General features: G+C 42.4%; 16 protein-coding genes, 1 tRNA gene and 1 pseudogene. 9 read left to right on the plus strand and 9 right to left on the minus strand.

Annotated features, from left to right (window positions below):
* Positions 1–32: 32 nt before the first annotated feature.
* The 3 genes from V7K30_RS30090 to V7K30_RS30100 form a co-directional block, all read right to left on the minus strand.
* Entirely contained in the window at positions 33–1,037 is a 1,005-nt protein-coding gene (locus tag V7K30_RS30090; RefSeq protein ID WP_335005658.1) for a 2-hydroxyacid dehydrogenase, read from the minus strand.
* A gap of 342 nt (positions 1,038–1,379) precedes the next feature.
* Positions 1,380–1,508 carry a hypothetical protein gene (locus V7K30_RS30095; RefSeq protein ID WP_335005659.1) on the minus strand — a complete coding sequence of 43 codons (129 nt, stop codon included), beginning with the start codon at positions 1,506–1,508 and terminating at the stop codon, positions 1,380–1,382.
* Between the two features lie 70 nt (positions 1,509–1,578).
* The gene (locus V7K30_RS30100) at positions 1,579–2,445 is read right to left on the minus strand and encodes a class I SAM-dependent methyltransferase (RefSeq protein WP_335005661.1); all 867 of its coding nucleotides are present in this window, start codon (positions 2,443–2,445) and stop codon (positions 1,579–1,581) included.
* 378 nt (positions 2,446–2,823) lie between these two features.
* On the opposite strand from V7K30_RS30100, the gene V7K30_RS30105 reads away from it, so the two are divergent.
* Together V7K30_RS30105 and V7K30_RS30110 are read left to right on the plus strand one after the other, a co-directional pair.
* Positions 2,824–2,908 (plus strand) — tRNA-Ser (locus V7K30_RS30105).
* Between the two features lie 324 nt (positions 2,909–3,232).
* Complete coding sequence (locus V7K30_RS30110; RefSeq protein WP_335005665.1) at positions 3,233–3,481, plus strand: hypothetical protein; 249 nt, start codon at positions 3,233–3,235, stop codon at positions 3,479–3,481.
* A 133-nt stretch (positions 3,482–3,614) separates the two neighbouring features.
* On the opposite strand, the gene V7K30_RS30115 is transcribed toward V7K30_RS30110, so the two are convergent.
* Entirely contained in the window at positions 3,615–5,219 is a 1,605-nt protein-coding gene (locus V7K30_RS30115) for a serine/threonine protein kinase (RefSeq protein ID WP_335005667.1), read from the minus strand.
* 378 nt (positions 5,220–5,597) lie between these two features.
* Here V7K30_RS30115 and V7K30_RS30120 point away from each other — a divergent pair, with 378 nt between their 5' ends.
* Complete coding sequence (locus tag V7K30_RS30120; protein ID WP_335005669.1) at positions 5,598–6,464, plus strand: Rpn family recombination-promoting nuclease/putative transposase; 867 nt, start codon at positions 5,598–5,600, stop codon at positions 6,462–6,464.
* Between the two features lie 935 nt (positions 6,465–7,399).
* Here the strand turns inward: V7K30_RS30120 and V7K30_RS30125 are convergent.
* The gene (locus V7K30_RS30125) at positions 7,400–9,565 is read right to left on the minus strand and encodes an outer membrane protein assembly factor (protein ID WP_335005671.1); all 2,166 of its coding nucleotides are present in this window, start codon (positions 9,563–9,565) and stop codon (positions 7,400–7,402) included.
* 139 nt (positions 9,566–9,704) lie between these two features.
* Here V7K30_RS30125 and V7K30_RS30130 point away from each other — a divergent pair, with 139 nt between their 5' ends.
* Entirely contained in the window at positions 9,705–11,066 is a 1,362-nt protein-coding gene (locus V7K30_RS30130; RefSeq protein ID WP_335005673.1) for a lipid-A-disaccharide synthase-related protein, read from the plus strand.
* Positions 11,067–11,244: 178 nt separating this feature from the next.
* On the opposite strand, the gene V7K30_RS30135 is transcribed toward V7K30_RS30130, so the two are convergent.
* Positions 11,245–11,967, minus strand: a complete 723-nt coding sequence (locus tag V7K30_RS30135) for a response regulator transcription factor (protein WP_335005674.1) — start codon at positions 11,965–11,967, stop codon at positions 11,245–11,247.
* A gap of 320 nt (positions 11,968–12,287) precedes the next feature.
* On the opposite strand from V7K30_RS30135, the gene V7K30_RS30140 reads away from it, so the two are divergent.
* The 4 genes and pseudogenes from V7K30_RS30140 (at position 12,288) to V7K30_RS30155 (ending at position 15,853) form a co-directional block, all read left to right on the plus strand.
* On the plus strand, positions 12,288–12,599 hold the full coding sequence (locus tag V7K30_RS30140; RefSeq protein WP_335005701.1) for a PAS domain S-box protein: 312 nt from the start codon (positions 12,288–12,290) through the stop codon (positions 12,597–12,599).
* 482 nt (positions 12,600–13,081) lie between these two features.
* A pseudogene (locus tag V7K30_RS34455) lies at positions 13,082–13,189 on the plus strand (response regulator); the annotation flags it as partial.
* 168 nt (positions 13,190–13,357) lie between these two features.
* Entirely contained in the window at positions 13,358–14,692 is a 1,335-nt protein-coding gene (locus V7K30_RS30150; protein WP_335005676.1) for an ATP-binding response regulator, read from the plus strand.
* A 36-nt stretch (positions 14,693–14,728) separates the two neighbouring features.
* Positions 14,729–15,853 (plus strand): hybrid sensor histidine kinase/response regulator, encoded by a 1,125-nt coding sequence (locus V7K30_RS30155; RefSeq protein ID WP_335005678.1) that lies wholly within the window; start codon positions 14,729–14,731, stop codon positions 15,851–15,853.
* Positions 15,854–16,252: 399 nt separating this feature from the next.
* On the opposite strand, the gene V7K30_RS30160 is transcribed toward V7K30_RS30155, so the two are convergent.
* The 3 genes from V7K30_RS30160 to V7K30_RS30170 form a co-directional block, all read right to left on the minus strand.
* Positions 16,253–17,179 (minus strand): DUF4435 domain-containing protein, encoded by a 927-nt coding sequence (locus V7K30_RS30160; RefSeq protein ID WP_335005680.1) that lies wholly within the window; start codon positions 17,177–17,179, stop codon positions 16,253–16,255.
* Between the two features lie 7 nt (positions 17,180–17,186).
* Positions 17,187–18,536 carry an AAA family ATPase gene (locus V7K30_RS30165; protein WP_335005682.1) on the minus strand — a complete coding sequence of 450 codons (1,350 nt, stop codon included), beginning with the start codon at positions 18,534–18,536 and terminating at the stop codon, positions 17,187–17,189.
* 164 nt (positions 18,537–18,700) lie between these two features.
* Positions 18,701–20,122: an RtcB family protein gene (locus V7K30_RS30170; protein WP_335005684.1), complete on the minus strand. Its 1,422-nt coding sequence runs from the start codon at positions 20,120–20,122 to the stop codon at positions 18,701–18,703.
* A gap of 379 nt (positions 20,123–20,501) precedes the next feature.
* On the opposite strand from V7K30_RS30170, the gene V7K30_RS30175 reads away from it, so the two are divergent.
* Positions 20,502–20,696: a heavy-metal-associated domain-containing protein gene (locus V7K30_RS30175; protein WP_292791713.1), complete on the plus strand. Its 195-nt coding sequence runs from the start codon at positions 20,502–20,504 to the stop codon at positions 20,694–20,696.
* Positions 20,697–20,766 lie beyond the last annotated feature (70 nt).

Consider the following 20,766-nt stretch of genomic DNA (forward strand, 5'->3'; position numbering starts at 1 on the left):
AGTCCAAAGTCTTTGCGATCGCCAACCTTTACCTAAGCTGACGCTTGAGCGCGAATTTCATTAGCACAAGGACGACCCTTTTCAACATCAGCAATATTAGCAAAAGTTGTTTCTGCAATATTGTGGAGAGCTTCTGCTGTAAAAAAGGCTTGATGTCCGGTAATCAGTACATTGGGGAACGTCGTCAGACGCTGGAAAATATCATCTTGAATAATTTCACCAGACAAATCCTCAAAGAACAAATCCGATTCTTGTTCGTAGACATCCACACCGAGATAGCCAATCTTACCAGACTTCAATCCCTCAATCACTGCTTGGGTATCAATCAGCGCTCCTCGGCTAGTGTTAATTAGCATCACGCCTGACTTAATATGCTCTATAGCCTGAGCGTTAATCAAGTGATGCGTTTCGGTAGTCAGGGGGCAATGCAGGGAGATGATATCAGAGTTGGCAAATAACTCAGGTAGTTCTACATACTTTCCACCTAGCGCCTCCAATTCTGGATTGCGATAAACGTCATAGGCGAGTAGGTGACAGCCAAATCCCTTCATAATCTGTCCTAAAATCAGACCGATTTTGCCGGTGCCGACAATCCCCACTGTGCGCTCATGCAAATTAAATCCCAACAGTCCATCTAGGGAAAAATTGCCTTCTCGGACACGGTTATAGGCACGATGAATTTTGCGATTCAGACTTAAAATCAATCCCACGGCATGTTCTGCTACCCCGTAGGGTGAATAGGCAGGAACGCGCACAACAGTAATTCCTAAATCCGCTGCGGCTTGTAAGTCTACATTGTTAAACCCTGCACAGCGGAGGACAACCAGCCGAGTTCCCCGTGAGGCGAGAAGCTCTAAAGTTGGGGCATCAACCTGATCATGCACAAATACGCAAACCGCCGGAAATCCGGCGGCGAGGATAGCGGTATCCCGATTTAAACGGGGTTCAAAAAACACTAACTCGTGTTGGGTGGGAGAATTTGCATCTGACAAAAACTGCCGATCATAGGCTTTTGTACTAAAGACTGCTACTTTCATGCAAAACCTCAAGCTGTATGCTGCACAATGTTCGACTACATAATACCTTGACGTTTAGAGGAGCGATGTCTACGACGAGCGTAGCAGCGGCACCTTTGAACATTGTCAGTCTTAGGGTTAGAAACTGTAAGCTAATTCCCGCCCAAAGCTACCCATTTATGGAATGTTTGTCCATAAAAGCTTGTTGCCAATATTGGGTATTTGTTTCATATCATGTCCGCTTAATTACTTATTAAACCCGAAGAACCCCACCCCGCCAAAGCTACGCTTTGTTTCCCCTCCCGAAGAGCGGGGAGGGGTGCAATGACTGTGGGAATCATAACTAATTATGCGGACATGATATCAGAGGTCAAAACAATTCATAATTAAAACCCCATACACGCCACTTGCTCCACTTGGGAAAACCTCAAGTGGAGCAAGATGGCTCATAAATGCAGGATATTGATTGAGGAATAATTTATTTTTATCCATCAATAAATTGATTTCCTCTGTACCCAAAATTATGAATTATGAATTATTAATTAATCATTATTCAGTCATCTTAGTTAACCTGATGAATTGATAACTGCCAGAGTTGGATTTGATAACAGAGATGATTATCAAAAATGGTGCGTGCTGCTAACCCCTCGACAATCGGCTTTTCCAGCCAGCGTTTGAATGCTAAACGACCGAGTGCGTGTAATGGTGGGAGAGCGATCGCTACAACATCAGCAATATATTTGATGGTAGTCAGTCCAAAAGTACGAAAGTTCTCAACACACAAGTCAATCGTTGGTGCAATTTGGGTAGAGATGTCTTCAGTCTTAATTAACTTGAATCCAGCCTGCATCAACGCTGTTTGAAGCTCGCTAGCGACGTGACAATTAGAAAAAATGCCCTCTCGATATCCAGCATCAGAACGCATCATATCCGCAAGCAATAGGTAGCTACCATTACTTAGTAAACGAGCTGTACCCTGAGCCAAATCGTCAGCAGCAATATATTGGCTGCTTTCACTGAATAGAACTAGGTCGTAGGAGCTTGAGGTGTGAAAATCTTCAAATCTCGTTAAGTAGAAAGGTACTTGACCGTTGGTATTCTTGATAAACTTCTCTTGTTGGATGGCATCGGGTGCTAATCCTTCAACAATGAAACCGCGAGCGCACAAATATGCTGCGTTACCACCAATACCACAGCCTACGTCAAGCACAGTTTTTGTCCCCTCTGGAATAAAACTGAAAAGCTTGGCTGCATATGCTTCCTGAGCCGCACGCATCCGAGTTATGGTCAATTCCTCACCCGCCGTAGGTAGTGGCTCCCAATAGCCGTAATGGAGATAGGAGGAATCTGTGAGTCCCATGTAATAATCTATCGCTGCATTTTGGTAGCGAGTTGGTTTGGGAATGTTGATTGATTTTGACTTAAGCATTGATGAATAAAGTAAGTTTTAGGGTATTACAGGGTGTTTGAAATTCTGACCAACGTTTGCAAACTTATTCGTAGCAATCGGGTGGAGTAATTTTTAGTTGGTGTAAGTAATTGACCTCAATCTGAGGATCAGCCTTCTCTACGAGACCAGAGGCGAACAGCACCAGAAGAATATCTTTGGGTGTCATTGCCTCGCTAGATAATTACAGTAACCACGATGATGTGAAATCTCTTGGGTTTGGGCGTTGGCCTTCTCGGAGCATTGCGTTACGCAGATAAAGCGATAATGTTATAGTAATATAGGAAATACGCTAAGATTTCCCTTACTTCACGGCATTTGAATATAGAATAGATACTCAAATCTGTGAATGACATAGCTGGAGAGGTGTCCGAGTGGTTGATGGTGACGCACTCGAAATGCGTTTTGGGGAAACTCAACGGGGGTTCGAATCCCCCCCTCTCCGTTTTTCCTTATTGTGTAAGCATTTCAATTATTTAAGCTAGAAGTTACCTAGTTTTGGAGAGAATAAACGGTAACGAGATTATATTTCCGTGTTTACTTAGTCAGATATTGCCCAAAAAACACTGAAATATACACCGCGCACAGAGATTTTTGAGATAAATTAATGCCATCGTGTGAGGAGTGAACGATGGCAAATCGCAGCATGGGGAGAGTGCTCTCATTTAGTTTTATAAGCATCTGTTTATATCTGGGTATTAGTATAGGAGTCATGATCAGGCTTGGGCAATCACAGCGATAAAACGCTGCTACTACACCTACCAAGCCTGTGCAATTTCCATTAGCTATCCCTGAACTTACGCCATCAATAACAGAACAACAAACCTTTCCAGACACTATTACTATTAAAGCCGTTGGAGATATTATCCGCGTGCGGATGGATCGGCAGGGAATTCCTCATATTGATCAGCGTTTTCAGACTGTAAGACTTATGCGTTATTTGAATAATCAAGCTTTTCCCAAAAACCCGATGAAGATTAATCAGAAAGGGGAAATTGTTGTACACAATAGCAAATAACGCTGTGCGATCGCCAGTCACTTCTCCTATTCAAAGACCTAGGCCCAGCTTTGCTTTACCGTATAAGTATAAGTCGGGAAACCCCTGTTAGCACCTGACTCACCAAAATCCCAAATTCAAAATCTAAAATTGACTAATTATTGTCATCTTGGAGATTTTCCTTGGATTGCTGATTATTTTGGGGTTGACTATTAGTCGGTGAATTTTGTTTTTCCAGCGTTGGTACTACTACAGCAGAAGGATCTGACTGTTTGGATTCTAGTGGTGGCGTTGCTGGTATAACCACAGAATTTGACGGACTCACCGGTTGAGGGGAAGTAGAATTCTGATTAGATGCGGGTGAGTTTTTTTGTGGTAATGGTGCGTGGGAAGCACTACGAGATGACCGGATCGCCCGTAGTTTCTCCACTAGCGAGGGTGTAGGTGAAACGCTAGGTGAAGGTGTGGATTGTTCGGAATCGCTGCGTTGCAATTCTCGTATAGGGCTGCTGGGAGTTTCTTGTGGGGAAGAACGACGATTACGCCGCCGCTGTTTGGAATTAGAAACAGGTGCTGATTCCGTTCTTGAGGTGGTGTTAGTCTGTTCACCATTCTCGAAGCTAGGTGTTTTCGCGGCTGGTTCTTTAGTTGGCTGTTCAAAAAGCGGCTTTGCGGTTGGCTGTGGCTGAGATTTGGGTAAGATGCTAGTGATGCCAAAACCTGCTGTAGCAGCAACCAGGGCTACACCTATACCCATAAATATCTTAGATGACCCCAGCTTTTTAGTCGGTACATTTTCCTTAGCGATGCCTGGGTTGGGCTGCGCTAACACAGATAGTCGATGAATGCGATTTTGGGAAGTTTTCCCAATTAAAGTTGCTGCTTGCTGGGCAGATAAATTGACAGTTGGCACCGCGTAAGTAGCTAAGGCTTGCGGTGTCATATTCGCCCCATTTCCAGGTAGCAGTTGTAACCACTCAGCAACTGTCGCTGGCCGAAAACGAGACTCCACCGCCATACCGCGCATTATCGCCTGGTTGACAGCAGCACTCAAGTGTGGTTGCAGTTCGCGGGGGGCTGGCATTTGCTCGCGATCGCGCAATAATGCTGGCATAGGAACCTGGGCTGTCAACAGTGCATACAAGGTTGCGGCTAAACCATAAACATCTGTGGCGGGTGTGCGCGGCGCTTGCGTCAGATACTGCTCAATTGGAGAATAGCCTTCAGAAACCAGACCCGTGTGAGTCTGTCTGACACCGCCATTAAATTCCCTGGCAATGCCAAAATCAATCAATACTACTTCCTGCGTTCCAAGGCGTTGGATGATATTATCTGGTTTGATATCCCGGTGCAGCAAACCGTTATTGTGTACTACCTGCAAGGCTGCCCCAATTTGCCAGATGTAATGAATTGCTGTGGCTTCTGGCATTGGTATCCCTGGTAATACAAATGCGTCTCCCAAGGTTTCGCCAGGAATGTATTCCATTACCATGTAAGGCAGTCCAGCTTCCACAAAAAAGTCACTGACTCGGACTATATTTGGGTGGATACACGTAGCTAATCGTCTGGCTTCATCTTGGAATTGGCGCTCGAATTTTGCAAAATCAGGATGTTGTTGCAGCCGTTCATTGATGGTTTTCATCACCACCTCCTGACCCAAGTAGTGATGCGTAGCTTTAAACGTAATGCCAAAGCCACCCCGCCCTATTTCTTGAATTAGGGTATATTTTCCATCCTGCAAAATTGTGCCTGCTAACATAGAGAGTCCTGAGTCTTGAGTGAGCAGATAACTAGCGAGTTCTGAGTCTTAGGGGATTTCCAAAAAATTTTCCCATACTTTATATAGGGCAGGGTTTTCACTTGTCTATCTTACGGGATGATTTGGTTGTTGGAATTCCCTAAGTGGAAAAAACCTCCCCATGAGCATAACAGTTTTATCTTTATAGGATAACGCGGGAGTCAAGAAATCCTGAAGTAGGAAACAGGCTCAATTTTTCTCCCACGTCCGTGATGTTAGGGAGGAAGTATGACTAACACCTACTTGCTAAAATGTCAAAGAGCAATTCAGTGACTTGGCTCTAGAATACCAATTCAGTAATCTTTAATAGTTAATAACCAGTATATTTCAGATATTTTAGTGAAACGCGACACCATTTATTACCAAATCTTTAAGCGATTTCCTTGGTTTATTTTTGAACTCGTTGATTACCAGACTGAACAGGCGCAGAACTATCGGTTTGAGTCCGTTGAGGTAAAAGAAACCACCTTTCGGATTGATGGGGTCTTTTTACCTCCAGAGGGTGCAACACCCAGAATTATCTTTTTTGCAGAAGTTCAATTTCAGAAAGATGAAGCTCTTTATCATCGCTTCTTTACCGAGTCGATGATGTATTTGAACCGGAATCAGTCTCAATACGATGACTGGTATTGTGTCGTAATTTTTTCATCACGCAGTTTGGAACCTAGCGATACAAGAACTCATCGATTATTTTTGAACAGCGACCAAGTGCAGCGAATTTATCTGGACGAATTGGGCACTGCCAATCAGCAATCAATAGGCGTCAATTTAATGCAATTGACAATCGCCTCAGAGAAAGCGATCGCACAGCAAGCAAAGCAATTAATCAAGCGGGTACAATTAGAGTCAAAGGATGCACTGTCGAAAAACGAAATAATAGATATCATTACCACAATTGCTGTTTACAAGTTTTCATCTTTGAGTAGAGAGGAAGTGGAAGCTATGCTAGGACTGACTTTAGAGCAAACAAGGGTTTATCAGGAAGCGAAAGCTGAGGGTCGGGAAGAACAGAAAGCTGAAATGTTGTTAGAGCAAACAAGGGTTTATCAGGAAGCGAAAGCTGAGGGTCGGGAAGAACAGAAAACTGAAATGTTGAAAGTTACAGTCCCCCTGTTACTAAAAACGGGAATGAGCGTGGAGCAGATTGCTCAACAGCTAAATGTTGATTTAGAATCTGTCCAGAGCGCCGCACAGCAGAGCGCCTAAAACAATGTTACGCAATGTAAATTAATCAAATTGGCTCGTAAGCTAAAAAACATCTAATTTGCATAATCGAATTAAACATAACTCTAGGACTTACACACTGAAAACCTGAAACCTCGATCCCCCCTAACCCACGCCAGTCGCTCCACTTGGGGAAACCCCAGACGCTCTCTACGAGACGCTGCGCGAACGCGGACTCGCTAAGGCTGCGCTATGCGCGGCATCGTCTCCCCTTCTCACATTGGGAGTAGCGCCCGCCGTAGGATGCCCGTTCGCAAGAGCGTCTCCTTTAGGAGAAGGGCTGTAGGGAGAAGACCGGGCTGGCTCCCCTTTTTTAGGGCTACGGTGTACACACAAGTCGAAAAAAGCTCGATTTCTCATTTCTCCTTGTTCTCTCGTTCCCATGCAAAGCTAGGAATGGTTGATTAGAGGCTGCTGCCTCCAGTCAGATATTGAGTCAGAGACTCAATGAATGCATTCCTCATGCAGAGCATGGGAACGAGTCAAGCCTAATTCAAGCTAGGTTTTTAGGACTTGTGTGTACACCGTAGCTTTTTTAGGGGGGATCTGAAAGAGCCAACTTTTTGAGGGGGTTGGGGGATCTCTTCTGCGTAAGTCCTAAACTCTTGTGGGGTAGGCATCTTGCCCGCCCAGCATATGCAGTTTAAATGTGGAACAGCTTAGTAAGCGGCTTCAGCCCTTACTACAAACCTTTAATTATTCAAGTCTACTTACTTAGGGACTTCCAGTTAAAAAACATCCCATCGTCGGGGCGCAAGGTCTTGCTCCCTTATAAATGTACAAATATTTGGGATAATTTATTTTTTGTCAGTCCTTTAGACATAGTTTAGATGTTGGTGCAGAAAATGAGCGAACGGACAGTTTTGACTCCTCTTTTTTCGGAGAAATCCGGGTTAAAACTCTGAATTCTTATTTTCTTAAAACCGTTGACCGATGCCTAAATGCACCTTGCTTTCTCCCTGGTCATTAATGCCATAATCAGCCCGAATTAAGCCTAGTGGTGAATTTAAGCGCACTCCAGCCCCATAACCAAAACCATAACCTGGTTTGCCTCGCACACCCGCAGGATCTCCTAATACAGTATCACCAGAGCCTAAGTCTGAGGCAAAATCGGCAAACAATACACCACCTACGATTGGTAAGACAGGGAAACGATATTCTGCGGAAGCTAAGACATAACTGCGACCACTCCCAACATCTCCAGAATCGTAACCGCGCACTGAGTTGGAACCACCCAAGTTAAAGCTTTCGTAAGGCGGTAAATTACCAAGGACGGTACCAGCTTGGAGATTCACAGCAAACACTTGTGGCTGTTTGCTGTTAAATAACTGCACTGGTAAATATTTGCTGTAATTGGCTTTAAGGCGATTTAGGGAAATATTACCTTGACCGATGGGCACAGATTGCTCTGTACTCAAACTCAGAAGAGAACCTTGAGTTGGGTTGAGGGGATTATCTCGTTGGTCTTTGGTGGCGGTGAAGGATACGGTAGTTAGGTCGTCAACGCCAGTTCCACTCGCAGAGAGAGGATTCCCTTGAGCGTCAGTTGGGGTAATATTACCTTGGCGATCGCGAATACTAGTTCGGGTATAGTTAAATCCTAATGAGGTATTCCAGTCATCAATTGGTCGCTGAAAGCTGATACCTCCACCAATTTTGCCTTCCCGCACTTTGTCGCCGTTAGCTAGCTTAATCTTGTCATCAAAAGTTTCCGAAAGTTCCTGACTACGAAAACCATTCACAGTGTAGCCTAAGCGATCGGGGCTAGTTGTCCGATAAGGACTGATTAATTTGGTATCAAACTGTAAGTCTCGGCTACTTACACCAACATTTACAGCTAAAGTATCATTAATACCGCCGACATTCTGATCTTGATAGCTGATTGTGCCTACTAATCCTTGATCAGCATTGTAACTACCACCCAAGTTAACACCACGCGCTCCAGTTTCTTTGAGTTGGTAGACTAAATCAAGTTTTGTCGCATCTCCTTCTAAGGCAACATTTACAGTCTCAAATAAACCAGTCCGATATAGCTGTTGTATATCTTGTTTAACTACATTTTCTTGGAAGATTTGACCAGGTTTCAATTTGAGTTGCTGTTGCAGGAAATCTGGTTTGCTGCGTCCTCCTACGGGATTACCTTTGCCATCAACAGTTTGGCCCTCATCGTTGACAAAGCGAAATTTGATATCACTTACCAAACCTTCAGCAACATTCACAGTGAGGATGCCTGCACGACTGGGTTTAATTGATAGCACCCGTGCCAAGTTATAACCATTGTCAGCGTACCACTTGTTAATTTCTGCCACTGCTTGCTGGAGTCCAGCAGGACTGATGGTGGTTCCAATCTGAGATTGCAAACGTTGTTGGGTTACTTGGTAGGTGAGGACTTTAGCACCAGATAGTTGCAGCGCTCGCACAATCACTGGTTGCACTTGGTATACTACATTCAATCCAGCCGATGTGCTGCGGTTATTCACACTGACACTGCTAAATAAACCTGTATCCAAAATTGCAGCTACATCTTTTTGTAGCTGGCTTTGACTGGTTTCTCCACCAACTTGGGTTTTAATTACCTTGCGAATAATCTCCTGCAATTCCAGATTTGCTCCCACCACCTGTACATCTGTAGCTGTGACTACTAAATCGCTTTCATTAGCAGGGGTTTTGGGGGATGAAGGGGAAAGACCAGAAGTGGGGAGTGTTATGGAAAAGTTTCCCTTGTCTACTATATTTGTCTCCTTGTTTTCAGCAGGCGGCTTGAGAGTTGGTTTGGCTATAGGGGAGATGGGGAGGATGACTTGGGAATTTTCCTTTTGGGCTGACTCTAAGACTACTGGGGAATTTTTGTTTGCACCTGTTTGTCCGACGACGGGATTTTGGGAAAATTGTTGTGCAACTATAGTTTCTGGGGAAGCAATTGTCTCTACCCGTGCGGGAGTGTCTTCAATTATCGGCACCACCAAGTTACCAGCTTTTGCAATTGGAGTAACGGTTTTAGCAGGTGCAGCCGTTGCTTGCTGAGTGACATTGCCAGCAGCTAAAGTAGCTAAAGTAAAAATTGCAGTAGCAGAAACTCGCATAATATTTAACCTAATTAACTGGGAGTTAGTTGTAGAGACGCTAGCGAATAGGGATAATACTAACTTCCAGCTTCTTCGCCGATTTCCCTATTTATACCTCTTACCCCAACAGACAGTTAATTTTGATGTTTTGTTTCTTATGAGTAATGTATCTCGGTTATCTCTAGCTTCTAACTCGCAAGCTGCAACTTCTCCTTTGCAGTTACTTGTATTAAGTAATGGTCATGGGGAAGATGTAATTGCAGTTCGGATTTTGCAAGAACTCCAACGACAATCAAACCCACCACAAATCTTTGCTTTGCCTCTGGTGGGTGAAGGACGTGCTTACCAACAGTTACATATCCCCCTCATCGGTTCAGTCCGCACTATGCCTTCTGGCGGCTTTATTTATATGGATAGCCGCCAATTAGTGCGAGATGTACGTGGTGGTTTATTGCAACTTACCCTCAGCCAGATTAAAGCTGTGCGCCGTTGGGTGAGTTATCAAAAAAAAGTAGGTAATAAAAGAGCAATTTTAGCAGTGGGAGATATTGTCCCGCTGTTGTTTGCAACTTTCAGTGGCGCTAATTATGCTTTTGTGGGTACGGCAAAATCTGAATATTATGTGCGAGATGAAGCTGGATTATTACCACGGAAATCCCAAGGTGCGCGTTGGGAAAACTTTTCCGGTTCAGTTTACCATCCTTGGGAACGTTGGTTAATGAGTCGTCGCCGTTGTAAGGCGGTGTTCCCTAGAGATGCACTGACGACGGAAACATTAAAACAATGGCCAATTCCCGCTTTTGATTTGGGTAATCCCATGATGGATGGTCTGCAACCAAGCTTTTCACGCCAACAATTTTATAGTCGAGATAGTCAACAGCAAGAGACAGTTCGACCTTTAATGGTGACTCTTTTACCTGGTTCCCGTCCGCCAGAGGCGTACACCAACTGGGAAACAATTATGATTGCTGTATCTGCATTGATGGCAAGTTTCCAGGAGCGAGATTCAGTCTTTTACACTTCTGGCACAGTGGTGTTTTTAGGTGCGATCGCTCCTGGTTTAGACTCTAATATTTTATCCCAAAGTGTGCAATCCCAAGGCTGGCGCACTGAATCAGCATCTCCTATCCAACTTCCCGATCCAAATATTTTGACATTTAAACAAAAAAATGCATATCTCCTGCTCACACAACAAGCTTATAACGACTGCTTGCATTTGGGAGATTTAGCGATCGCAATGGCAGGTACAGCCACAGAACAGTTTATCGGTTTAGGGAAACCTGCGATCGCGATTCCCGGTAATGGGCCCCAATATAACCCTGCCTTTGCTGAAGCTCAAAGTCGTCATTTAGGCTCATCTTTGATTTTAGTCGAGCAGCCAGCAGAAGTTGCCAAGATAGTCCAGTCCCTATTCAAAGATCCTGATATTTTGCAAATTATTGCCGAAAATGGTCTGCGACGCATGGGAAAACAAGGTGCAGCACTACGCATTGCAGAATGTTTACAGCAACGATTTTGAATGGGTATTGAGCATTGGGCATTGGGCACTTGTACTGAGCGGCGTCGAAGTAGCAAAGCCGAGGTAAGCCGTTGGCGCAGCCTCTCCAAGAGTTGTATTGGGCATTGGGCATTGGTTAATCTTCCTCATTTCCCCCACTTCCTCACTCCCTCATTCAGCACTCAGCACTCAGCACTCCTCACGCCACCAACCCAGAACGTAGGGCCCTCACAGCAGCTTGAGTCCGGTCATCGGCACATAGTTTATTTAGAATATTGCGAACATGGGTCTTCACAGTACCAACTGTAATGTAGAGTTTCTCGGCAATTTGCCCATTGCTACACCCAGCTACAATCAACTCTAGGATTTCCAGTTCCCGTTGAGTCAGAGGGTATGTTTCCAATACTTGCTCGTATTCTGACGCCAGCGCCTCAATTTTTACAGTCTTCGGCTTGTCAGAACTTTGGCTCTCTCCAGGAATACCTTGCCGCATCTTCCGCAATACCACGTTGGCAATTGCCGGATCAATCCAAGAGTTACCGCCGTGAGTTGCTTGGATCGCTTCCGTTAATTTACTGATGCTTGTTTCTTTCATGTAATAAGAATCAGCACCCGCTGCGAAAGCTGCAAGTACAGCATCCTCTGTGTGATCCATTGTCAGGATCAGAATCTTCGTTGTCGTTTGCCCAGTTTCAGCTTGGTGGCGTTTGAATTTACGGGTGAGTTCAATGCCATCCATGTCAGGCAAACCGATGTCTATAACAGCTACATCTGGCTTTGCAGTTTCTAAAAGTTTTAATCCTTGGGTAGCATTTGCCGCTTCGCCAATTACTTTCAATGCACTGTGAGACTGTAATGCCGCTCGTAGCCCCATTCGCGTTAAGTCATGATCTTCAATTAAAATAATACTAATTTCATTCATTGCTACACTCACTCTTACGCTATTTGCCTCTTTTAAAGTATGACCTTTTGTAAGCGCTATCTGTTATTTTCCCTAACTAAAGATAGATGATATTTCAACCAGTCTGCATCCACCGATAGAGATAAGAACCACCTGGTTTTTTTCTATTTGGATAGAGGACAAATCTAGCTGGAGATATATAGATACTTGCACAAAAAGTATGAAATATTGAGACGAATGCCAAATTGCTCCCTCTTATTTAGAATTCAGCTTTGAGTTGCCATGTTCCATTAGTTAATTACTCTTGTATTGTATAATATAAAGCTTTCAAAAATGGATAAATTACAAAGGGTCAAAGTTTCTTACGAGAAAGTGAACGAAGATTTCGAGCTATTTTTAACCAGACCTTTGAATTCATCGGATTGATGGAGCTGATGGGCATCCTTATGGAAGCGAATCAGACGGCGTTAAAATTTGGTGGAATCACCAGCAGCAAAGTAATTCGTTGTCCTTTGTGGGAAGCTTGTTGGTCTGACTTTTCACCGGATGTGGAAGACCTATCTCTTAGAAGGAGGGAGGCTTTGAATTTTCGCCCAATCCTTATAGGGAAGCTTGCTCAAGGGTTAGGTCTTTATGTTGGTTTTTCCACATAACGTGAAAAGTCAAGCTCAATGATCTTCACCAGAAGGTATTTGTAATTTTCCGTACAGTGGAAGACCGCGATCACCAGGAAAATACTAACACAAGTCTGGCGATCGTTAATAAAATTGTCGAAATTCCAGTAGGTAGATTACTTCAGATTCACAAATAGGTATAGGCAGTACTTTCTTATTTACCTAGTCTAACCAATCTGATGGGTAAAATTGCTCAAGCTTATGGTACACGATAATGGTATGCAACTCTCACCAATGGCTGACGACGGTCGCTTGCTCACTCATTTACAATTGTTTTAAGCTTAGTAAAGTATTTTATCTTACTTTATATCAGCTCTGTTTGCTGTCTTCAAAGCAAGAGTTTTCGGTTTGTTAATTGCTAATTTTTTGAAAGCCATTGGTCATTTGCTAGGAGTTTAATTTCAATCCTCTGGTTTATTAACCAGATTGAGGATACAACAGACTGAATTTAAACCAAGGAAATGCCCGGAAGAGTGATTAACATACTACTAGTGGAGGACGATGAAATTGATGTGATTAATGTCAAGCAGGCATTCAAGAAAATTAATATTATTAACCCGGTTCATCTTGTGGAAATGATGGCAACGCTCAACAAGTATTGGATATTGTGCGAAATGCCTTAGTCAATCAAGTTACAGATTTTTAGATGTCCGAAAATCTTATATTCTATTAGTTGGATAATCTGAAAAGAGAAATGTTATACATCAACCTATGTTTGGCGGCGAAAATAAAAACCGATGGAAAAGACGCTAAAAATTTTGGTTGTTGACGATGACGAAGTAGACCGGATAGCAGTCCGTTGTGCCCTGACTGAAGCAGGTGTTCAAATGGAACTGTCTGAAGTAAGCGATGGCAATGATGCCTTTTCTGCCTTAAGCGCTACTGCCTATGATTGTGTTTTCCTCGGCTATCGCTTACTAAACCAGGATGGACTAACCTTGATTCAACAGCTACGTTCTTCGGAAATTAAAGTTCCTTTAATAGTCTTAACTGGTCAAGGAGATGAACAAATTGCTGTCCAATTAATCAAAGCTGGTGCTACAGACTGTCTCTTTAAGTCTAGGATATCCCCAGAAAATTTAGCACAGGTTTTGCGGAGTGCAATTCGGGTTTATCGGGCTGAAATGCAGGCAGCTTTAGCAAACCAGCACCTTAGAGAAAGTCATGAACAACTCATTCGTAAGAACCAAGAATTGGAGAGACAACAGCAACAGATTCAAATGCAAAACTCCAAGCTATCGGAGGCATCACAGCTAAAATCACATTTTTTGGCAACTATGTCCCACGAACTCAGAACGCCGATGAATGCGATTATTGGATTTTCACAGATACTGCTGCGTCCTAAGTTCTGTCAACTAACGCATCAGCAAGAAGATATGGTTGAGCGCATTTTGAATAATGGGAAACATTTGCTGATGCTGCTGAATGAAGTTCTCGACTTTTCTAAGCTGGAGGTAGGACGATTAGACTTAAAGGCGGAAATATTTGATGTATCAAAGGTAATAAATATCGCTGTAGGTGAAATGCATTCCCTAGCCGATGCCAAAAATCTATCATTGTTAGTGCAAACCGATTTGCAAAATAGTTTGGTATTTAATGATCCAGTTCGGATCAAACAGATTTTAATTAACCTGCTCTCCAACGCCATTAAGTTCACCGAATGTGGTGAGATTTGGGTTGAGGTTAAAGAACTACCTGCAAATCGAGTGGTAATTACTGTTCGGGATACAGGTATTGGCATAGCACCCAGAGATTTTAAACGTATTTTTGAAGCATTTCGGCAAGTCGATCAAACTATCACTCGCAAATATCCAGGCACTGGTTTGGGTTTGGCAATTATAGATTCGTTGGTAAGAATGATGGGCGGCAAAATATTTCTTGAGAGCAAATTGGGGATCGGTTCAATGTTTAAAATTGAATTGCCGCGTCAAATTACATTATCGACTGGAGCAGCCGATCCTCCAGCTTTACAGTTAGATGACAAGGGGGTTTTATCCTCTGCTAAAAATCCGCATCATTCATCTTCTAAAGCTAGGCAAGCACCAATAGGATATCCGAAATTTAAACTATAAATTACTTCCAAAAAAACTGATAAAAGTTGATAAATCATGTCTGTAGTTGAAAATAATAAAATTTATCGTATCCTCGCAGTTGACGATACTCCAGATAATCTCATTTTGGTTCAAGCAATTTTAGAAAGTGAGGGATATGAAATTAATTTGGTTTCAGATGGAATAAAGGCTTTGCGGCAAGTTGAACAATCTCCACCCGATCTGATTTTGTTAGATGTGATGATGCCGGGGATAGATGGTTATGAAGTCACACGTCGGATTCGGAATAATCCAGCAATTAGTTATATTCCAATTCTGTTGATTACTGCCTTTCACGAATCGAGCGTTGTCGAAGGTTTGGATGCTGGTGCTGACGATTTTATTCGTAAACCATTTGATACTGATGAACTACTGGCAAGGGTGCGATCGCTGCTACGTCTCAAGCACAGTCTGGACGAACAACAAAAAATGGCCCGTCAACGGGAAGATTTTGTTTCCCGTCTGACTCATGATTTGCGAACTCCCCTAGTAGCTTCCGATCGCATGTTGAATTTGTTTGAGATGGAAACATTCTGCAAAATTTCGCCGGAAATGAAACAGGCGATCGCAGTTATGATTCGCAGTAACCAAAATTTGATGGAAATGGTGAACACCCTCCTAGAAGTTTATCGCTTCGAGGCAGGTAAAAAAACGTTGAATTGGGAGATATGCGATTTACGTGAGATATCTCAAGAAGTAGTGAGCGAACTAAGTCCTCTAACTAGTGAAAAAGGCTTGACTCTGGAAATAGATACCCGTGAATTAGAACCACTGAGTAAAAGCCCTGGTATTATTATGGGCGATCGCTTGGAACTACGCCGGGTGCTAAACAACTTAATCGCAAATGCTATCAAATTTACAGATACAGGAGGCATAACAATTCGCATTTTTGAAACATCACCTAATCCACGAAATCCAGATTCGGTAACAATTGAGATCCAAGATACAGGATATGGGATTGCGCCAGAAGATCAGGCAACAATTTTCGAGCGATTTCGCCAAGGCAAAAATAAACGCTCAGGTAGTGGTTTAGGGCTACATCTATCCCACCGGATTGTAGAAGCGCACGCAGGAACTATCCAGGTCGCCTCTGAAATAGGTAAAGGTAGTTTGTTTACTGTGCAACTACCTAAGAACACTTAATTTCTTCTCCTTTGAAGAGAAAAAAGCGTAGGCGTAGCCCGTCATAGACATCACTCTTATCCATAATGCTAGGTAAATTCCTATCTAACTAGCTGATTGCAAAATAAGCATCAATTTTATGTAGTAATGCTATTACTACGGATTTCCTATAACTTTACAGATGCGATTCTAATATGTGGGAATAAAGATGGATACCCCTGGTTGACACCAGGGGCTTTTTATTTCACTCTGGCTCGTCTGAATTATCTTAGGACTTACGCACTGTACAAAATAATCATGTTGTGTATGAACGTAAATACGCCGTTTCAGGTTTTTATTAATCAATTCATGGATGGTAAGTAGACCCGCGTCGTCGGGGCAATTCATGAATTGCCCCGACGATGAATGTGGTTTTTCAAATCACCCATACTTGGTCTTTTCTGTCAATGCGTAAGTCCTATATCTGCCAATACGAGCAAGTAAGTTTTGAAATAGACCTTCTTGAGCTAACTTTTCAGCATCAATACATGCCAATAAGCTTCCTGCAAGAATCTTTGAATTGTAAGAATTCCTGATTTCTTCCCTAAGATAGGGTCTGATGTACCAACACAAAAGCTCAGTAAAATCATGCCCATGAATTTTATATCGTATTTCTATCAGTTCTTTTGCACGTAATTCTTCGAGTTTAGTTATGAATCTCGATTCTTGTGAGCGATTACTATTACTATTTAAATATTTAGTAATGAAAGTTGTTGAATCAAACTGAATCTGATTTTTTTTATTCAATTTACAGCAGTCCCCAAAATTTTTTAGCCATGTCATATTTAATTCAAGTGCTTCATTTGTAGCCCTAATTAAGAATAAATACTCTAATACTTTAGAAACTTGATTAAGTATTTCCCCAGCTTCGGGCTGAGGCAAACGTAGTCCTAAACGCAGGCATTTATCTAAAACAACCTCGTTAAATAGGTACATCTCAAGACACGAATAATCAGTAAATAATAGTAAATCACACTGATACTCTTTGCCAAATAGCAAATCAAAATCTTTATCTGCAATACATATAAGATGCAGAGGAGTTTCTGATAGTTTATCTTGTATATATAGGGCAAGAGCAATAACACGACTTCGATTATTATCTTTTAATCCTTGTTCAAATAATAATTGGGCAGGAATTTCAACTGTATCAATTTCATAAACAACGAAACCTTGATGTTCTTTCTGGTCTAAAAACCATTCTATCAATAGCTTATCTGTCTTACCTTCAACATAGATATCACACAGATCAGGCTCAAGTTCATATCTATCTACAAGTTCGTCAAGCGTGCGTCGTCTTTCATTCTCCATTTCTCAATTATTTCTCCATCTTCACAAGCTTAACGACATTGTTGTTGTACTGAGAAAGTAATTCAATTGAATGAGTAGCTAATATAAATTGAACTTGGCTTCCTTTTGTCAGTTCAAGCAATGCACGAATAAGTTGACGTTGCCATTTAATATTTAGTGATATTTCTGGCTCATCAATAATAAAGATTGTTGCCTTGTCTCTCGCCGTCAGAGTATTACAAAAAAGTAGTAGGAGTTGCTTTTCTCCTGAAGAAAGCGTTTCTGAAGATAATTCTTTTCCTTCTTCAGTAAATATTTTTAGTCCGTCTCTGACATGCAACCTTATATATTTATCACGAAAAAATAACTTATTGATGGTCGTTTCAAAAATGGTCAATAAATTTTGTGTATCCTGGAGAGCATCAAAACGTGCCGCTACACTATCTAAGTATGGTTTTAAAACTCTTGATATAATCGAGTAATCAGCTTGAGCATTAGATTGCAGTATCTGAACAATTTTCTGAGCCTCCAATGGTGGCATTAACCCAAAGCGAGAAAAATCTTTGCTGCGATTCTCATGAGCTTTGAGTTCTTCAATTAGCATTGCAGATGATGGTGGTAGTTCTTCAACTATCTTGCCTGAACTTTGAATAATTGTTAGAATAATTTGCTCATATATACTATGAACATTTTCTGCCCCTTGGTTAGCGCCTCTTAATGCCTGTTCACGAATCCATTCTTCAGTTCTATGAATAGATGTTTTAAGAGCATCTTCTCTATTTATGCTATATTTATCTTCAAGCGTATTGCCAATATTTGATAATAATATGCGCCTTAATTTTTTTTCATCTTCTATATCTTCAGTTTCAAAAATGTCACTATCTAAAACTCTATTATCGCCTAATAAAAATAAACTTAATTGAAGTTGCGAAGTATTCTTATAAAATTCATATCCTGGTAGATAATCATGTCTTCCTTTGATGCTATTATCAGACTCAGCCTGAATATCTTCAGTAAAGAGAATGTTATTTCCTTGTGAAAGCTGAAGTCGATATGATCCAATTAATACACCATTTTCGCGACTGGCAATAATACTTGTTTTATCAGCAAGAAAGACTGAAAACTTGGCAAAAGGGGTTTTAGCTAAAAAAGTGCGATGACCGCGATGGTGCCCTGTTGAGAGCAGGTGAAATAAAAGTTTAAGGATGGTCGTCTTACCAGAACCATTGTCACCATAAAGGATGATTAGTGAAGAATCTATGTGAGGATTATTATCTTTTTTTGATAAAGTATATGTATACCTACCAAAGAGCCGTTCTACTTCAATGCGAACTACAGATAGAGGAAGGCTAGCTGTGTTTATATCGAGCATCTGCATAAAATTGCTGTTCCTTATTTGAAGAGATAGGGTTGTAAAAGCTGAAATTTCTTTTACTCCCCTAATTACACTTTATCGTTCAATCAGGTGGCAAGAAACTCTTGAACTGCATTTAGACAAATCTAGCTGCAATAATTCATTGCCTTTGACTAATTCACAATCTCTTACGCCTTAAACGTCAACACCGGACTCAATCGCGCCACAACGTCTACCATTTCTGCCTCAACCTGCACATCAATCACAGACTGAATCGGTTTATAAGCGGCGGGTGCTTCTTCAATTCGGCGTTCTTCACGCAGGGTGATGCAGTCTATCCCAGTTAATCCGAGTTCTGCTTCACTCTGAGATGCACCTCTGCGGTTGAGGTCGAAGCGAGAATAAATTCTTCCCGCCCCATGTGAGGCAGAATTACAAAATGCTGGATTGCCTTTACCCACCATCAGATAAGAATAAGCACCCATTGAACCAGGGATAATTACTGGTTGCCCTAAATGGGCGGGACAAGCGCCTTTGCGTGTTACCCATCCCTGACCTTCTGGTAAGGTGATATTATGCGGCAAGTCATAAACTAGAGGTGCTTCCACATCTTTGTATACTTCTCGCAAACGCAGACGTAGCAGTTCCGCTAACAGCAGGCGATTGACAAAGGCATAGTTAGCAGCAGTGGCCTCAGCTTGCAGGTAACTCGCAACTAGTTCGGGGTGAGAATGGGTAGAGAGAGGGAAAATTTGAGAATCAGGGTACTTCAGACCTTTTTGCCAAGCTGCCTTAGCTTTATCCCGCCACATTCCCCCAATATACTTACCCACATTTCGAGAACCAGAGTGAATCATAAAAGCTAGTTGCCCCTCGTGCACTCCCCAGGCGTGGGCAAGTGGGCGATTTTCGACTTTATCAACCCGTTGCACTTCTACAAAATGGTTGCCGCCGCCAATGGTTGCCAGTCCGGCATCGGGAACCAATTCTTCAGGCGCAAGTTTCCAGTCACCATCCATTGAACCACCTAAGAAGATGCGATCGCTCTCTTGGGCAAGTTGTTGCAAATCAGATTTGACTACACTCCCGGTAGGCTGAACTAGCATTGCATCCAGCCAACCGGGAACTCCGTACTGAAATAGCGATCGCATTGCGTCAGCAGTCATTGTCACATCACGCGTACCAAAGAAGTAATCTCCCTTCATCTTTTCTACGAATTGGTCACGCTTTGCCAGAAATTCCTCCATTGTCAAATCAACAACATGCAAGCGCATTCCACAATTGATATCAGAACCGACAGCGCCAGGGATAACCTGACCCACAGTTTCCACAATTGAACCAATTGCAACACCCGCATCACCTGGGTGAAAGTCAGGCGTACCACAGGCACGACACACGCATCCACCTGACGGGTGGCGGACGCTTGCCAAATTTGCTAACTGCTTGAGTGCCTTAGCTTCTACGGGGAAGTCTTCTGGTAGCAGCACTTCTGCTACAGGAGCATCAGGAGAATTAACTAAACGGACAGAATAAGTGCGATTATTGTAAGTTACATCCAAACCCTGCCGCTCTAAAGCACGCAAGAGACGTTTTAAATTTTTTGGCTGCATGAAAACTCCAAATAGAGCCTTAAAAAAGACCCTTTGTTGTGAAGAGAGTAGGAGACTTGGGTTCAGCAGCCGTGTCTCAAGTGTCATTTTCCCAGAACTGTGGGGAAAACAACAGGTTATATAGCCTTGATAACACATACTTGCATCGACAGACAAGTGTTTTGTAGTATTTTGTATTTTTAGCGATTTATATACTACGCCTGTAAAGAAATTTGAAGTTTAGCGAAAAACTTTTAAAATTCTCTAGACTCTCTAGCCAACTGGAGAGTCTAGGATGAATTCAAGGCGATTTTCTTTCCAGTTATTTCTGACTGTTGACGGTTATCCCTCAGTCATCCAGTTTGGTATGGCTAGGTTGTTCATTTTATCCCGTAAATCTATGACTCTCCAACTCACAGTTCCCAACATGGCTTGTTCTGTTTGTGCAAGCACCATCACCAAAGCACTTCAGGCAGTCGATGCCAATGCTAGCATTCAGGCTGATCCAACAACCAAGCTTGTCAGTGTAGAAACTCAAGCATCAGAAACAGCAATTAAGGAAGCGTTGGCTGCTGCTGGCTATCCAGTTGCTTAATAGACTTCTTGCATAAATCAGAAATTTGAACCCCACCCCGCCAAAGCTACGCTTTGTCTCCCCTCTCCTT

This window comes from Nostoc sp. (genome assembly GCF_036917655.1).
Lineage (GTDB): Bacteria > Cyanobacteriota > Cyanobacteriia > Cyanobacteriales > Nostocaceae > Nostoc.

Excerpts from the sequence above, each read along its gene's own strand:
- V7K30_RS30150 (WP_335005676.1), top strand. The coding sequence starts at position 13,358 with ATGGAAAAGACGCTAAAAATTTTGGTTGTTGACGATGACGAAGTAGAC.
- V7K30_RS30100 (WP_335005661.1), bottom strand. The coding sequence starts at position 2,445 with ATGCTTAAGTCAAAATCAATCAACATTCCCAAACCAACTCGCTACCAA.
- V7K30_RS30175 (WP_292791713.1), top strand. The coding sequence starts at position 20,502 with ATGACTCTCCAACTCACAGTTCCCAACATGGCTTGTTCTGTTTGTGCA.
- V7K30_RS30115 (WP_335005667.1), bottom strand. The coding sequence starts at position 5,219 with ATGTTAGCAGGCACAATTTTGCAGGATGGAAAATATACCCTAATTCAA.
- V7K30_RS30160 (WP_335005680.1), bottom strand. The coding sequence starts at position 17,179 with ATGGAGAATGAAAGACGACGCACGCTTGACGAACTTGTAGATAGATAT.
- V7K30_RS30130 (WP_335005673.1), top strand. The coding sequence starts at position 9,705 with ATGAGTAATGTATCTCGGTTATCTCTAGCTTCTAACTCGCAAGCTGCA.
- V7K30_RS30165 (WP_335005682.1), bottom strand. The coding sequence starts at position 18,536 with ATGCAGATGCTCGATATAAACACAGCTAGCCTTCCTCTATCTGTAGTT.
- V7K30_RS30090 (WP_335005658.1), bottom strand. The coding sequence starts at position 1,037 with ATGAAAGTAGCAGTCTTTAGTACAAAAGCCTATGATCGGCAGTTTTTG.
- V7K30_RS30170 (WP_335005684.1), bottom strand. The coding sequence starts at position 20,122 with ATGCAGCCAAAAAATTTAAAACGTCTCTTGCGTGCTTTAGAGCGGCAG.
- V7K30_RS30095 (WP_335005659.1), bottom strand. The coding sequence starts at position 1,508 with ATGGATAAAAATAAATTATTCCTCAATCAATATCCTGCATTTATGAGC.
- V7K30_RS30155 (WP_335005678.1), top strand. The coding sequence starts at position 14,729 with ATGTCTGTAGTTGAAAATAATAAAATTTATCGTATCCTCGCAGTTGAC.
- V7K30_RS30135 (WP_335005674.1), bottom strand. The coding sequence starts at position 11,967 with ATGAATGAAATTAGTATTATTTTAATTGAAGATCATGACTTAACGCGA.
- V7K30_RS30125 (WP_335005671.1), bottom strand. The coding sequence starts at position 9,565 with ATGCGAGTTTCTGCTACTGCAATTTTTACTTTAGCTACTTTAGCTGCT.